Here is a 14,225-nt window from a genome sequence, read left to right as displayed (position 1 = left end):
CCGCATGCTCGAGAACACCCTTACCCACCTGCAGGCCCTCGTGTCGTTCGACACGCGCAATCCGCCGCGTGCGATCACCACCGGTGGCATCTTCGATTACCTGCGCGCGAACCTGCCCGGGTTCACCGTGGAGGTGATCGATCATGGCGACGGCGCGGTCAGCCTGTACGCGGTGCGGGGGACGCCGAAGTACCTGTTCAACGTGCACCTGGATACCGTGCCGGACTCGCCGCATTGGAGTGCCGACCCGCATGTGATGCGGCGTGCCGAGGATCGCGTGATCGGGCTGGGCGTGTGCGACATCAAGGGCGCGGCGGCCGCGCTGGTGGCCGCGGCCAATGCCAGCGATGGTGATGCTGCATTCCTGTTTTCCAGCGACGAAGAAGCCAACGATCCGCGCTGCATCGCCGCGTTCCTGGCGCGGGGCATCCCCTATGAAGCGGTGCTGGTGGCCGAGCCGACGATGAGCGAAGCGGTGCTTGCGCACCGGGGCATCAGCTCGGTGTTGATGCAGTTCGCCGGCCGTGCCGGGCATGCCTCCGGCAAGCAGGATGCGGCCGCCAGCGCTTTGCACCAGGCCATGCGCTGGGGCAACCGCGCGCTGGACCACGTGGAATCGCTGTCGCATGCACGCTTCGGCGGGCTGACCGGCCTGCGTTTCAACATCGGCCGGGTCGAAGGCGGGATCAAGGCCAACATGATCGCCCCGGCCGCTGAACTGCGTTTCGGTTTCCGCCCGCTGCCGTCGATGGATATCGATGCGCTGCTGGCCACCTTCGCCGGCTTCGCCGAGCCCGAGGCGGCCGTGTTCACCGAGACGTTCCGGGGCCCGAGTTTCCCGGCTGGCGACATCGCCGAAGCGGAAAACCGTCGCCTGGCCGCGCGCGACGTGGCCGACGCGCTGGATATCCCGATCGGCAACGCGGTGGACTTCTGGACCGAAGCCTCACTGTTCTCGGCCGGCGGCTACACCACGCTGGTGTATGGCCCGGGTGATATCGCCCAGGCGCATACCGCCGATGAGTTCGTCACGCTGGAGCAGTTGCAGCGTTACGCCGAATCGGTCCACCGCATCATCGCGCAGGGCGCCTGAGCCCATGACGCCGTCGCGGGCCACCCCTGACGGAACCCCCATCGCGGCCTCGGCCGCCAGTGACGATACTGAAATGCCTTCTTCCCTCCAGCCCCACCGCCAGACCCGTCAGACCATCGTGCGCCTGCTTTCGAGCATGGCCAGCGCGAAGGAGATCAGCCAGTACCTCAAGCGTTTCTCGCAGCTGGACGCCAAGCGCTTTGCCGTGGTCAAGGTCGGCGGCGCGGTGCTGCGTGATGACCTCGACGCGCTGACGTCCTCGCTGTCGTTCCTGCAGGAAGTCGGGCTCACCCCGATCGTGCTGCACGGCGCTGGCCCGCAGCTGGATGCCGAGTTGTCGGCGGCCGGCATCATCAAGGAAACCGTCAACGGCCTGCGCGTGACCTCGCCGGAAGGCCTGGCGATCGTGCGCCGGGTGTTCCAGGCCTCCAACCTGCAGCTGGTCGAAGCCCTGCAGCAGAACGGTGCGCGTGCCACCTCGATCACCGGCGGCGTGTTCGAAGCCGAGTACCTGGACCAGGCCACCTACGGGCTGGTCGGCGAGGTGAAGAAGGTCAACCTCGCCCCGATCGAAGCCAGCCTGCGCGCCGGCTCGATTCCGGTGATCACCAGCCTGGGCGAAACCCGTTGCGGGCAGATCCTCAACGTCAACGCCGACTTCGCCGCCAACGAGCTGGTGCAGGAACTGCAGCCGTACAAGATCATCTTCCTCACCGGCACCGGTGGCCTGCTCGATGAAGAAGGCAAGGTGATCGACTCGATCAACCTGTCCACCGAGTACGACCAGCTGATGCAGCAGCCGTGGATCCACGGTGGCATGCGGGTCAAGATCGAACAGATCAAGGACCTGCTCGACCGGCTGCCGCTGGAGTCTTCGGTGTCGATCACCCGGCCCTCGGACCTGGCCAAGGAACTGTTCACCCACAAGGGCTCGGGCACGCTGGTACGCAAGGGCGAGAAGGTGCTGCGTGCCACCACCTGGGCCGAACTGGACCTGCCGCGCCTGAAGCAGCTGATCGAGTCCAGCTTCGGCCGCACCCTGGTGCCGGACTACTTCGACAAGACCCGCCTGCTGCGTGCCTATGTCAGTGAGAACTACCGCGCCGCGGTGATCCTCACCGACGAAGCCGAAGGCGTGTACCTGGACAAGTTCGCGGTGCTCGATGACGCGCAGGGCGAAGGCCTGGGGCGTGCGGTATGGAACGTGATGCTGGATGAAACCCCGCAGCTGTTCTGGCGCTCGCGCCATGGCAACCCGATCAATCATTTCTACTATGCGGAATCGGACGGCTGCTACAAGCAGGGTCACTGGAAGGTGTTCTGGTTCGGGGCCGATGGCTTCGAGCAGATCAAGACCTACGTGGACCATTGCGCCGTGCGCACGCCGAGCCTGGAGGGCTGAACCCCATGAATCACGCTGACTGGACCAAAGTTCCGACGCTGGATGGCACGCATGCGCGGCTGGAGCCGTTGCAGATGGGCCATATCGACGGCCTGCGCGGCGCGCTGGGCGACGGCACGCTGTCCAAGCTCTGGTACACCCAGGTGCCGAGCGCCAAGACCACCACCCAATACGTGCAGGCCGCGCTGCAGGCGCAGGCCGAGGGCAAGGTGCTGCCGTTCGCGGTGCTCGATGCCGACGGCCAGGTGGTGGGCACCACCCGCTACTACGACCTGGAGCCCGGCGTGCCGCGGCTCAGCATCGGCTACACCTGGTATGCGCAGACCGCGCAGCGCACCGGCATCAACACCGAAACCAAGCTGATGCTTCTCACGCATGCCTTCGAGCGGCTGGAATGCCTGAGCGTGGTGCTGGAAACCAGTTCGTTCAACACCGCCTCGCGTGCCGCCATCGCGCGGCTGGGCGCCAAGCAGGACGGCATCCTGCGCAACCACAAGCGCCATCCCGATGGCAGCCCGCGCGACACCGTCATTTTCTCGATTATCGATACGGAATGGCAGGACGTGAAGCGCCACCTGCAGGACCGTCTGGACGCCCACGCATGAGTACTTCCCCCTCCTTCACTGTCGGCATCGTCGGTGCCCGCGGCCACACCGGCGCCGAGTTGATCCGGCTTATCGCCGCGCACCCGCAGCTGCAGCTGGGCTTCGTGTCGTCGCGTGAGCTGGCCGGCCAGCGCGTGGCCGACCAGCACGCCGACTATGCGGGCGAGCTGCAGTTCGAGAATCTCGACGCCGACGCGGTCGCCGCCAAGGGCGTGGACGCGGTGATCCTGGCGCTGCCCAATGGCCTGTCCGCGCCGTTTGTCACCGCGCTGGACGCGGCCAAGCCGGACACGGTGATCGTGGACCTGTCGGCCGACCACCGCTTCGAGGGCAGCTGGTACTACGGGCTGCCGGAGCTGGGCCGTGGTGACTACCTGGGCCAGAAGCACATCAGCAACCCCGGCTGCTACGCCACCGCGATGCAGCTGGCGATCAGCCCGCTGCTCAAACAGCTGGCCGGGCCGCCGCAGTGCTTTGGCGTGTCCGGGTACTCCGGTGCGGGCACCTCGCCTTCGGACAAGAACAACCCCGAGCTGCTGCGCGACAACCTGATGCCGTACGCACTCACCAACCACGTGCACGAGCGCGAAGTCACCGCGCACCTGCGGGTGCCGGTGGAGTTCATGCCGCACGTGGCGCCGCACTTCCGTGGCATCACCATGACTGTCAACCTGTGGTTGAACGAGGTGCACACGCGCGAACAGATCCAGGCGTTGTACCAGGCGTTCTATGCCGACGAGCCGCTGGTGGAGGTGATCGACGAAGCACCGTGGGTCAGCCGCATCGCCGGCCGGCACGGGGTGCAGATCGGTGGCTTCGACGTCGCCCCGGGCGGCAAGCGCGTGGTGGTGGTGGCGACCCTGGACAACCTGCTCAAGGGCGCGGCCACCCAGGCGATGCAGAACCTCAACCTGGCGCTGGGCCTGGACGAACTGGCCTCGATTCCGCAATGACCCTTTCCGGCGCGACGGGCCCACCGGCGCGCCTCCCGATCCGGCGGAGCGAATCCGCCCATGGAGCAAGACATGGCAGACCTTCTATGGCAGAAGCCCGGCGTGGCGGTAGACGCCAGAATCCAGGCTTTCCTGGCCGGCGATGATGTGATTCTGGACCGCGAATTCTTCCTGTACGACGTTGCTGCCAGCAAGGCGCACGCGCAGGGCCTGCAGCACATCGGCATTCTTTCCAGCGACGAGCTGGACGGCCTGCTGCGCGAGCTCGACCTGCTCGCCGCCGATTTCAGCAGCGGTGCCTTCGTGCTCGACGAACGCTTCGAGGATTGCCACTCGGCGATCGAAGCACGCCTCACCGAACGTCTTGGCGATGCCGGGCGCAAGATCCACACCGGGCGCAGCCGCAACGACCAGATCCTGGTCGCCACCCGGTTGTGGCTGAAGGACAAGCTGCTGCACGTGGCCGGACTGAGCCGCGAAGTGGCCAAGGTCGCCCTGGACCGTGCTGAGGCCGAAAAGGACCTGCCGCTGCCGGGCTATACCCACATCCAGCGCGCCGTGGTGTCTTCGGCGGGCATGTGGTGGGCCGGCTGGGCCGAGGCCTTCATCGACAACGCGATCCGTGCCCACGACACCTTCGCGCTGATCGACGCCAACCCGCTCGGCACCGCCGCCGGTTACGGCGTGAACCTGCCGCTGGATCGCGCCCACACCACCGCGGCGCTGGGCTTTGCGCGCATGCAGGTGTCGCCGATCTACGCGCAGCTTTCGCGCGGCAAGTTCGAGCTGGCCGCGTTGGAAGCTCTGGGTGGTGCGACCCTGGACCTGCGCCGCATCGCCTGGGATCTGTCGCTGTTCACCAGCGCCGAATTCGGATTCGTGGCGCTGCCCGCGCAGTACACCACCGGCAGTTCGATCATGCCCAACAAGCGCAATCCGGACGTGATCGAACTGATGCGCGCCACCCACGCCAGCGTGGCCGCTGCACGTACCGAGATCGAACAGCTGCTGTCGCTGCCGTCCGGGTACCACCGCGACCTGCAGAGCAGCAAGGGTGCGATCTTCCATGGCTTCGGCCGTGGCCTGGCCGCGCTGGAACTGCTGCCGGCGCTGCTGGCCAACCTGGAATGGCGCGATGACAAGCTGCGCGCGGCGATCGACTCGGGCATGTATGCCACCGACGTCGCCGTTGAAGCGGCCGTCGCCGGCGTGCCGTTCCGGGAGGCCTACAAGGCCGCAGCGGCCGGTGCCGACACGGCCGGGCAGGGCCGCACCCCCGAAGGCAGCTTGGCCGCCCGGGTTTCGCCCGGTGCCGCGGCCGACCTGCGGCTGGATGAACTGCGCGCGCGCTGGGCGGCGCTGGTGTAATCACGACGGCGGCCGCGAGGCCGCCGTCTTTCATGACAACACGCACGTTTGAAAGGACCTGTAATGAAAACCTGCTTCCTGGTACTGGTGACCCGCACCCCGGCGTTCCGTGATGAGGTCGGCGCTGAGCACGCGCGCTTTCTCGATGACGTACGCAGCCGCGGCCAGCTGCTGCTGACCGGCGGTTTCAACGACAAGAGCGGCGGTGCCTACGTGCTGCAGGACGTGGCCGACCTGGCCGCCGCGCAGGCGCTGGTGGAGACCGACCCGCTGCTGGTGCACGGCAGTGCCACCGCGCGCATCCACGAATGGAACACGCGCTGAGGCGCAGCCCCATGACCCAGACCGTGCCATCCCCGTTCCCCGAACAGACGCTGCCGCCCTGGAAGCGCGCCGTGCTCAAGGTTGGCAGCAGCCTGCTGGCGGCCGATGGCGGCGGGCTGTCGCCACGCCATGCGCTGGGCCTGGCCCAGTTCGTCTCGGCCCATGTGCTGGCCGGGCGCGAAGTGGTGATCGTGTCCTCCGGTGCAGTGGCCGCCGGCCGCGCGATCGTGCCGCGTGCACTGGAGGCCGGTGCGGCGATGGCCGCACGGCAGGCGTTGGCCGCGCTCGGCCAGGCCCAGCTGATCGGGCTGTGGCAGCGCTTCTTCGAACGCCCGGTGGCGCAGGTACTGCTGACCCATGACGACCTGCGCAACCGCCGCCGCTACCTCAATGCGCGCGCCACGCTCAATGAGCTGCTGCGGTTGGGCGCGCTGCCGGTGGTCAACGAGAACGACACGGTCTCGGTGGACGAGCTCAAGCTGGGCGACAACGACAACCTGGCCGCCACCGTGGCCGCACTGATCGACGCCGATGTGCTGTTCATCGCCACCGACATCGATGGCCTGTTCAGCGCCGACCCGCGTCGCGACCCGCAGGCGCGCCCGATTCACGACGTGCCCGAGCTCACTGCCGAGGTGCTGGCCATGGCCGGCGGCGCCGGCAGCGGCGCCGGCACCGGTGGCATGCATACCAAGCTGGAAGCGGCAGCCAAGGCCGGCCGGGTCGGTATCGACACCTGCCTGTTCAATGGCCGCAACAGCGACGTGGTGCGCGCGCTGGCGCAGGGGCGCCTGTTCGGCACCCGCATCCACGCCGCGCAGACCCGCGTGGCCGCGCGCAAATACTGGCTGCGGCATGCGCCGCTGGAGCCTGGCGCGATCCTGATCGATGCCGGGGCCGCGGCGGCGCTGAGCGGCAAGGGCGCCTCGCTGCTGCCCGGTGGCGTGGTGGCGGCCGATGGCGATTTCCGCCGTGGCGACATGGTCGAAGTGCGCCTGCGCGATGCCGACGGTGGAACCTGCCTGGCGCGCGGGGTGAGCCAGTATTCGGCCAGCGACATCCGCCGCATCGCCGGCCGCCACTCGCGCGACATCGAGGGCGTGCTCGGTTACAACTACGGTGGCAATGTGATCCACCGCGACGATCTGGTGCTGCTGTGAGCGGTACCGACGAGGAGACCCGCATGAGCAGCATCCGCGAACAGGCCGAGCACTGCCGTGCCGCCGCACAGCAGCTGGCGCAGTTGTCATCCCCGGCGAAGGCCGAGCTGCTGGTGGCGATGGCCGCCGCGCTCGACGCCGATACCGATGCCATCCTGACGGCCAATGCGCGCGACCTGGAGGCCGCACGCGCCAAAGGCACCGGCACGGCGATGCTGGACCGGTTGGCGCTGGACCCGAAGCGGCTCGCCGCCATCGGTGCGGCGTTGCGTGAAGTGGCCGCGTTGCCGGACCCGGTGGGCAGCATCACCCGTGACGATGTACGCCCCAACGGCATCCGCGTGCAGAAGGTGCGCGTACCGCTGGGGGTGATCGCGATGATCTACGAAGCACGCCCGAACGTGACCGCCGATGCGGCGGCGCTGTGCATCAAGGCCGGCAACGGCGTGATCCTGCGCGGCGGCTCCGAGGCCATTCACTCCAACACTGCGATCGCCGCGTCGCTCAAGCGCGCCCTGCGCGAGGCGGGCATCGCCGATGCCGCGTTGACCCTGGTCGAAGACCTGCGCCGCGAGACCATGCTGGAACTGCTGCAGCTCAACGACCTGGTGGACCTCGCGATCCCGCGCGGTGGGGAAGGCTTGATCCGCTTCGTGGCCGAGCACGCGCGCGTGCCGGTGATCAAACACTACAAGGGCGTGTGCCACCTGTACGTGGACCGCAGCGCCGATCCCGCGTTGGCACTGGGCCTGCTGGTGGACGGCAAGTGCAGCCGCCCCTCGGCCTGCAATTCGCTGGAGACGCTGTTGGTGCATGCCGACATCGCCGCGGATTTCCTGCCGTTGGCCGCGGCCGCATTGCGCGAGCGCGGGGTCCGCGTGCGCGCCGATGCGCGTGCACGCCAGTGGCTGCCCGAGGCCGAAGCAGCGACCGAGGACGACTACGCCGCCGAGTATCTGGACCTGATCATCGCCGTGCGCATGGTCGATGACCTGGCGCAGGCACTGGCGCACATCCAGCAGTACAGCTCCGACCACACCGAAGTGATCGCCACCGAAGATGCGGCGGCGGCGGAGCAGTTCGTGCAGTCCCTGCGCTCGGCGGTGGTGATGGTCAACGCCTCCTCGCGCTTCTCCGATGGTGGCGAGCTGGGGCTGGGGGCGGAGATCGGCATTTCCACCACCCGCCTGCATGCCTATGGCCCGATGGGCCTGGAAGCGCTCACGGTGGAACGCTTCGTGGTGCGCGGGGAAGGGCAGACGCGGGCTTGATCCACTGCGTGGCTGGAGTGTGCCGACCAACGGTCGGCACCCACCGCAGATTGTCGGTGTCGCAGAGCCGGTAGTGCCGGCCGCTGGCCGGCTCTTCAGCCTGGTTGGGGATGCGAGGAGCCGGCCAGCGGCCGGCACTACCGCAGCTACGTCAGCCCGCCAGCACCTGCTGCGTAATTCCCACCGGCCTGGCGTGGTCGTCCATATGCAGCGTCACCGACTTGCCTTCGGCCAGCTGCGCGGCGAGCGCCGGGCTGGCGCCCAGGTCGCGCGCGATCTCCGCGTGCGGCACATCCTCGTGCGGGCTGCGGCGTTCCTTGCCGGTGAAGCGCAGGCGGTTGTACTCGGCCCAGGCGATCAGCACGACCGCGCAGCCGATCAGCATCACCGGCAGGGCGATCACCACGAACGGGTCCACGGTCTGCTTGTATTCGTACAGCTGCAACCAGGCCAGGCGGCCGCCCAGCAGCCAGGATACCAACGTCACCAGCGGTGCCCACAGGTAAAAGTAGAACGCCCAGAACGCGATGGTCACAAAGCCCCAGGCGGTGCGTTGCAGGCGCGGTTGCTGGCGCGGCTTCTGGATCAGGCGCGAGTCGAAACGGCGGGTGGATTTGACGGTGTTCATCGGATACCCCGGTCAGGACTGACCCAGACCGCCCGCTTGCCGCGACGCTTGAGCAGCGTCTTGGGCAGGGCCACCAGGGTCGTGAACAGGCTGATGAGCCAGTACGCCATCGGGTACCAGATCACCCAGAAATAATTGCGTCCAATATGCGTTTCGTAACGGCGGTCGATGATGAGGCTGCTGGCGAACTGCAGCAGGCACACCAGCGCCAGGATCACACCGTGCCACTGTGGCAGCAGGGTGGCGATGGTCAGGTCCGGCGGTAGCGTGATGAACTTGCCCAACGCCCACAGCACGATGATCGCCAGCATGGTGTAGGCCCACAGCACGCTCAGGATGTATTCGAGCAGCACGCCCCACATGCGCCGCTTGTGCCAGTCGAACAGCGAGCGACCGTGCCGCAGCAGCACTTCCACGCCGCCCTGGGCCCAGCGCAGGCGCTGCCGCCACAGTCCCTTGAGCGTTTCGGGCATCAGGATGAAGCACAGCGCATTGGGTTCGTAGCGGATGTCCCAGTAGTCCAGCTGCAGGCGCCAGCTGATGTCGATGTCTTCGGTGACCATGTCATCGGCCCAGTAGCCGATGCGGTGCAGGGCACTGCGACGGAACGCGGCGATCACCCCGGAGATGGTGAAGATGCGCCCGTACACGCGCTGCGCGCGTTTGATCATGCCGATGATCGAGGAGAACTCGGCCACCTGCAGCCGCCCCAGCAGGGTGGAGCGGTTGCGGATGCGCGGGTTGCCGGTGACCGCGCCCACGCGCGGGCCGGAGGTGAGGTGCCAGACCATCCAATGGGTGGCGTACTCCTCCAGCATCGCATCGCCATCGATGCACACCAGGTATTCCGAACGTGCGGCCAGTGCACCCATGCGCAGCGCATTGGCCTTGCCCAGGTTGCGGTCCAGGTGCACCACGCGCAGCCGCGGGTGCAGTGCGGCCATCGCATCCAGGCGTGCGCCGGTGTCATCGCTGCTGCCATCGTTGATCGCGATGACCTCGAAGTCCGGGTAGTTCTGCCGCAGCGCCGCGCCGAGCGTGTCGGTCAGGTTGTCGGCCTCGTTGTGGCAGGGAATCAGGATCGAGGCGAACGGATAGACCGGCATCGGCGGCGGATCGTTGCGATCGCGCGCCTTGCGCTCGCGCCGGAAGAAGTAATACAGCCCGCCGGACATCCAGAAGAAGGCCATCACCATCGGATAGAAGAAGGCGAACTGGAACAGTGCGTAGAGGAAGGGATGCATGGCGTCCTCACTTCTCCTCGTAAGGGAAGTTGCGCGCGGACATCGCAGCCCGGGCGTCGTACGTCGAGGGACGTCCGGCGATGAAATCATCCGGATACCAGGCGAAATGGCGCACGCCCTGCGCCTGCAGGCGACGGATCTGCGCGCGCAGGCGTTCGCCGGGAATCGGCTTCTGCGTGCGCCAGTCCACCGTCTGCAGCTCGAACATGGTCTGGGACAGTTGTGGGTCGTGCTGGCGCACGGCCACCACCAACTGATCCAACCAGCGTTCGGGATTGCGGCTGCCTTCCATCCACGGCATCGCCATCAGGGCGGTGTGGTCGTAGGCCTTGTTGAACAGGTCCAGGCGCTGGGCAAACCAGGCCGCGCTCTGCGGCTCCAGCACCGGCTGCGCGTACAGGTTGCGCACGGTGCCCAGCTTGGGCCGCCAGCGCTGCGCGGCGTTGCGCAGTTCCAGGGTGAAGTCGATCAGCGCCTGGGTGCGGGCGCCGTCGCTGCCTTCCGGCGGCAGCTGGGTCAGCTCGGTGTCGCGCAGGTAGGCGTCATCGTGGAACAGCAGGCCTTCGAAGTAGGAGTTGATGGCCAGGTCTTCGTAGATGTCCGCGATCACCTGGCGCACCTGCGGCCGGGTGAAATCGAGGCGGAAGATGCCGTCGCTCTCCGGGCTCTGGATGGCCAGCCCCCTGCGGATCGCCGGGTCCTTGAGCTCATAGCCGAGCACCGGGAGCCACGCGAACACCTTCACCCCGGCGCGGGTCTTGAGCTGCCAGGCGACGCGGTTGAACAGGTCCGCGCGCATCGGCAGGTGCCGGTTCGGGAAGTACAGCGCATCGGCCGAGCCATTGCCGTCCGGGTCGGCGAAGGCCTGCAGGAACACGTGGGTGGGGCCGACCTTCTTGACCCGCTCGATCAACGCGTCCAGGTTCTTGCCCTGCTGCACCGGGTCGGCGTCGTAGACCGCATCGAGGTCGATCTGCAGCGCGCGCATACCATCGCGTTCGACATCGCGGCGCAGCTCGTAGGCCAGCTGGATCACGGTGGGGTTGTTGGTCACCAGCAACCGCGCCAGCCCGTGCAGGTCGCGGGTGACCGGGGTGCTGCGGCCTTCCAGGTCGAACGACACCGGCATGCCGAGCTGTTCGGCGATGCCGTTGCTCAGGGCGTTGTAGGCCGCGTACGGCCACACGATCGCCTTCGGCGAAACGCCCACGTTCTTCTGGATACGCGCCACGCTCAGGCCCAGGTCGGCGCGCAGGCGCGCCTCGTAGGCGGCTTCGCTTTCGTACTGGTGCGCCACCGGATCGTAGATGCGGGTGATCACCGCCGGGGTCGAGTTGCCCTGCGGATTGGACTGCACGCCGTGGTGCAGGTTGTCGGTGTGGCTGGCCAGTTCGATCAGGCCGCTGTGCTGCATCTCGCGCAGCTGCGCCCAGGTGAGGAAATCATCGCGGGTGAACGGGCGGTAGCCATAGTCGATCTGGCGGCCGGCCGGCATGTCCACGTAGTCGGTGATCACTGCCACCAGCGCCGGATAGTTGTAGGCGCGCAGCAGCGGGTAGACCTTGCTGTACACGCTGCGCAGGCCGTCATCGAAGGTCAGCAGCACCGGCTTGGCGGGCAGCGGCGTGCCACCCTGGGAGGCAGTGATCAACTGCGACAGCGACACCGGGTGGTAGCCGTGCGCGGACAGCCAGTCCAGGTGCGCGGCGAAGTTCTGCGTGCTCACCGCATAGGCATCCGGGTCGCCGGTGGTGGCCACGTCATCGCGGATGTCGTGGTAGCTGAGCACCAGCAGGCCGTTGTCGGCCGCATCCAGGGTCGGCTTGGGCTGCGCATACGCGCTGCCGCACACCGTCAGCAGGGCCAGCAGCAGCCCGGTCATCCATCGCTTCAAATCCATGTGTCGCATCTCATTGCCCCCAGCGCAGACCGGCATCCAGGCCGATGTGCCGCTCACGTTGTCCGTCGTAAACCGGTCGCGACCAGCTCACGCCATATTCGAAGATCCGGCCTTCGCCGAGCTGCCATTCGTGGCGGTACTCGGCCGAGGGCACGATCGCGCTGCCGTAGCCCTGCTGCCAGTACTGGCCCACCGAGACGGTCAGGCGATGGCGGAAGTGGCGTTCGTAGTGACGCCACAGCTGCTGGTCCACGCGCAGGCCGATCTCCACCGAGTGGTCTTCAGAGGGATTGAAGTAGGGCGCATCGTCGCGGCTGCTGCGGCTGGCGTAGACGCTGCCCAGGCCGTCGAGCAGCACCGTGGGGCGGGTCAGCAGGCGCTGTTCGATCGCACTGTTGATCGTCTCGCGGCGGTTGCCGTCGTCATAGCGGAACTGGCTGGCGCCGATGCTCCAGTGCGTGCGTTCGTTGCGACGGTAGTCCACGGCCAACGCAACGCTGTCGGCGGTGATCCCGGCCACGCGTGCCTGCATGGAGGCATCGGCGTCGTTGCGCGCGGCAGTGACACCGGCATGCCAGCGGTCGTTGAACTGCCAGCCCACGCCGGCGCTCAGGCCGGTATCGCCGATGTGGTCGTTGGCGCGGTTGACGAAGGCTTCCGCGTCGGCCTGGCCGTAGCGGTAGCGGGTACCCAGGCCGAAGCGCAGCGGGTCGATGGTCTGGTCCTGGAAGTCCACGCTGCGACGGTCGGCGAAGGCCACGATGCGCCAGCGGTCGTCGAGCACCGGCGACTGCACTTCCACGCCATAGCGGCCATCGTCGTTGCCCAGCGGCGAGGCACCGCCGCCACCGGAGCTGCGCCCGCTTTCGGCATAGGCATGCAGCTGCCAGCCGCGATGGGCGCGCCAGCTGCGGTCCATGCGCTGCACCGAAGGCTGGCCGGGATAGCCCGCCAGCAGGCTGTCGTGCAGGGGCCGGGCGAGGTCGTCGCGCTGCAGTTCGATGTAGGCGTCGTACTGGCCCAGCCGCGCCGGCACATCGCGCGGGTCCAGGGTGTTGGCCATGCTGTAGCGTTCCAGCGCCCGCCGCGGCCAGCCGCGCATCAGGTACACGTTGCCCAGCGAGGACTGGGTGCCGCCGTTGCCCGGCGCCAGTTCCACCATGTGCTCCAGCTCGCGCTGGGCGGTGGGCAGGTCGCCGCTGTAGGCGCGCACCATCGCCAGGTTGAGGTCGGCTTCGTAGCGCGGCCAGTTCGCATAGGGCGACTTGGCACCGTTGGCCCAGCGCCAGGCCGGCTCCTGTGCCTGCCACTTCTTGAGCAGGGCGAGGGCGGTGTTGGCCTGTTCGTTTTCCAGATAGGCGTAGGCCAGCTCGGAGCGGGCCTCGGGCTGGTTGGGGTCGGCTTTGAGCGCCGCCTCCAGCACCGGAATGGCTTCGTCGGGATGCTGGGTGGCCATCAGCGAGTCGCCGATGGCGGCCAGCAGGTACTCCGGAACGACGTGGCCTTCGGCCTGCAGGGCGCGGTATTCGTCGCGCACCTGGGTGTGGCGGCTGAGCCGGTTGAGCAGGATCAGGCGGTCATAACGGATCCGCAGCGGCGTGTCCGGGCCGGTCGTGCCCTCGCGCTCGAGGTAGCGCTGCATCTGTGCCAGCGCGGCATCGGCTTCGTCCAGGCGGGTGTCTTCGCTGGCGCCGTAAGCCAGGCTCCAGCCGACCAGCTTGGCCAGATAGTTGGTTTCGAAGCGCTGCTTCTGGGCCGCGTCGAACAGCTCCGGGCGGGCCTGGTACAGCTGCCAGGTACGGTGCGCATTGCCGATGTCCGACAGGCTCAGTACCTGCAGCCGGTACAGGAAGGTGTCGTCCGGTGTCTGCTGCTGGGCGCGTTCAATCGCGGCCAGGGCGTCCAGCCATTGGGCGTGGTCGCGATAGCGGCTGATCTCAGCCAGCTGGTCCTCGCGGGAAGTGGCCGCGTGGGCCGGAATGCTGGTGAGGCAGAGTGTGGCGCATGCCAGGCTGACGCCCAGCGCCAGCAGCCGATGGTTGTACATGAAACCCCCAAAGCGTCCTTTCAGAGAAGTGATCCGCGTAAAACTGTGACGCACATCACATGCCAATCGTGCCTGACTTCGCAATTGTTTACAAATTGTTAAGACGAAAATTCAGCACAACGACCTGTCGAGCCACGCTCGAAACAGGTCGCAATGTCTTGATTGAAAAGACCATCCGGCCGCCGCCACGGCGTTGTCCCCGGGGTCTGTACACCCTGAAACCGTTCAGC

At 67.4% G+C, this 14,225-nt stretch carries 12 protein-coding genes; 8 read left to right on the top strand and 4 right to left on the bottom strand.

Features of this window, described 5'->3' with window-relative positions; translation table 11 throughout:
* The first annotated feature begins 4 nt into the window (after positions 1 to 4).
* The 8 genes from AC3IPM_RS12640 (at position 5) to AC3IPM_RS12605 (ending at position 8,176) form a co-directional block, all read left to right on the top strand.
* Positions 5 to 1,093: an acetylornithine deacetylase gene (locus tag AC3IPM_RS12640; protein WP_489300230.1), complete on the top strand. Its 1,089-nt coding sequence runs from the start codon at positions 5 to 7 to the stop codon at positions 1,091 to 1,093.
* 73 nt (positions 1,094 to 1,166) lie between these two features.
* Positions 1,167 to 2,495 (top strand): acetylglutamate kinase, encoded by a 1,329-nt coding sequence (locus AC3IPM_RS12635; RefSeq protein WP_489300228.1) that lies wholly within the window; start codon positions 1,167 to 1,169, stop codon positions 2,493 to 2,495.
* Between the two features lie 5 nt (positions 2,496 to 2,500).
* Positions 2,501 to 3,100, top strand: coding sequence for a GNAT family N-acetyltransferase (locus tag AC3IPM_RS12630; RefSeq protein WP_489300226.1), 600 nt, complete (start codon positions 2,501 to 2,503; stop codon positions 3,098 to 3,100).
* Positions 3,097 to 4,053 (top strand): N-acetyl-gamma-glutamyl-phosphate reductase, encoded by a 957-nt coding sequence (argC, locus tag AC3IPM_RS12625; RefSeq protein WP_489300224.1) that lies wholly within the window; start codon positions 3,097 to 3,099, stop codon positions 4,051 to 4,053. The genes AC3IPM_RS12630 and argC overlap by 4 nt, the downstream gene beginning before the upstream one ends.
* Before the next feature lie 72 nt (positions 4,054 to 4,125).
* Positions 4,126 to 5,421, top strand: coding sequence for an argininosuccinate lyase (gene argH / locus AC3IPM_RS12620; protein ID WP_489300222.1), 1,296 nt, complete (start codon positions 4,126 to 4,128; stop codon positions 5,419 to 5,421).
* A gap of 63 nt (positions 5,422 to 5,484) precedes the next feature.
* Entirely contained in the window at positions 5,485 to 5,745 is a 261-nt protein-coding gene (locus AC3IPM_RS12615) for a YciI family protein (protein WP_489300221.1), read from the top strand.
* An 11-nt stretch (positions 5,746 to 5,756) separates the two neighbouring features.
* Positions 5,757 to 6,905, top strand: a complete 1,149-nt coding sequence (proB, locus tag AC3IPM_RS12610; protein WP_489300219.1) for a glutamate 5-kinase — start codon at positions 5,757 to 5,759, stop codon at positions 6,903 to 6,905.
* 23 nt (positions 6,906 to 6,928) lie between these two features.
* The gene (locus tag AC3IPM_RS12605) at positions 6,929 to 8,176 is read left to right on the top strand and encodes a glutamate-5-semialdehyde dehydrogenase (RefSeq protein ID WP_489300218.1); all 1,248 of its coding nucleotides are present in this window, start codon (positions 6,929 to 6,931) and stop codon (positions 8,174 to 8,176) included.
* Between the two features lie 151 nt (positions 8,177 to 8,327).
* Here AC3IPM_RS12605 and pgaD read toward each other — a convergent pair whose 3' ends face one another.
* From pgaD to pgaA, 4 genes are read right to left on the bottom strand one after another with little or no spacing between them, the layout of a single operon-like run.
* Complete coding sequence (pgaD, locus tag AC3IPM_RS12600) at positions 8,328 to 8,804, bottom strand: poly-beta-1,6-N-acetyl-D-glucosamine biosynthesis protein PgaD (RefSeq protein ID WP_489300216.1); 477 nt, start codon at positions 8,802 to 8,804, stop codon at positions 8,328 to 8,330.
* Complete coding sequence (pgaC, locus tag AC3IPM_RS12595; RefSeq protein ID WP_489300215.1) at positions 8,801 to 10,048, bottom strand: poly-beta-1,6-N-acetyl-D-glucosamine synthase; 1,248 nt, start codon at positions 10,046 to 10,048, stop codon at positions 8,801 to 8,803. The genes pgaD and pgaC overlap by 4 nt, the downstream gene beginning before the upstream one ends.
* A 7-nt stretch (positions 10,049 to 10,055) precedes the next feature.
* Positions 10,056 to 11,942 carry a poly-beta-1,6-N-acetyl-D-glucosamine N-deacetylase PgaB gene (gene pgaB, locus AC3IPM_RS12590; protein ID WP_489304135.1) on the bottom strand — a complete coding sequence of 629 codons (1,887 nt, stop codon included), beginning with the start codon at positions 11,940 to 11,942 and terminating at the stop codon, positions 10,056 to 10,058.
* Between the two features lie 16 nt (positions 11,943 to 11,958).
* Positions 11,959 to 13,995: a poly-beta-1,6 N-acetyl-D-glucosamine export porin PgaA gene (gene pgaA / locus AC3IPM_RS12585; protein WP_489300214.1), complete on the bottom strand. Its 2,037-nt coding sequence runs from the start codon at positions 13,993 to 13,995 to the stop codon at positions 11,959 to 11,961.
* Positions 13,996 to 14,225: the final 230 nt, after the last annotated feature.

Source organism: Stenotrophomonas sp. GL_111, from assembly GCF_057835245.1.
This window is presented reverse-complemented; position numbering and strand designations above follow the sequence as displayed.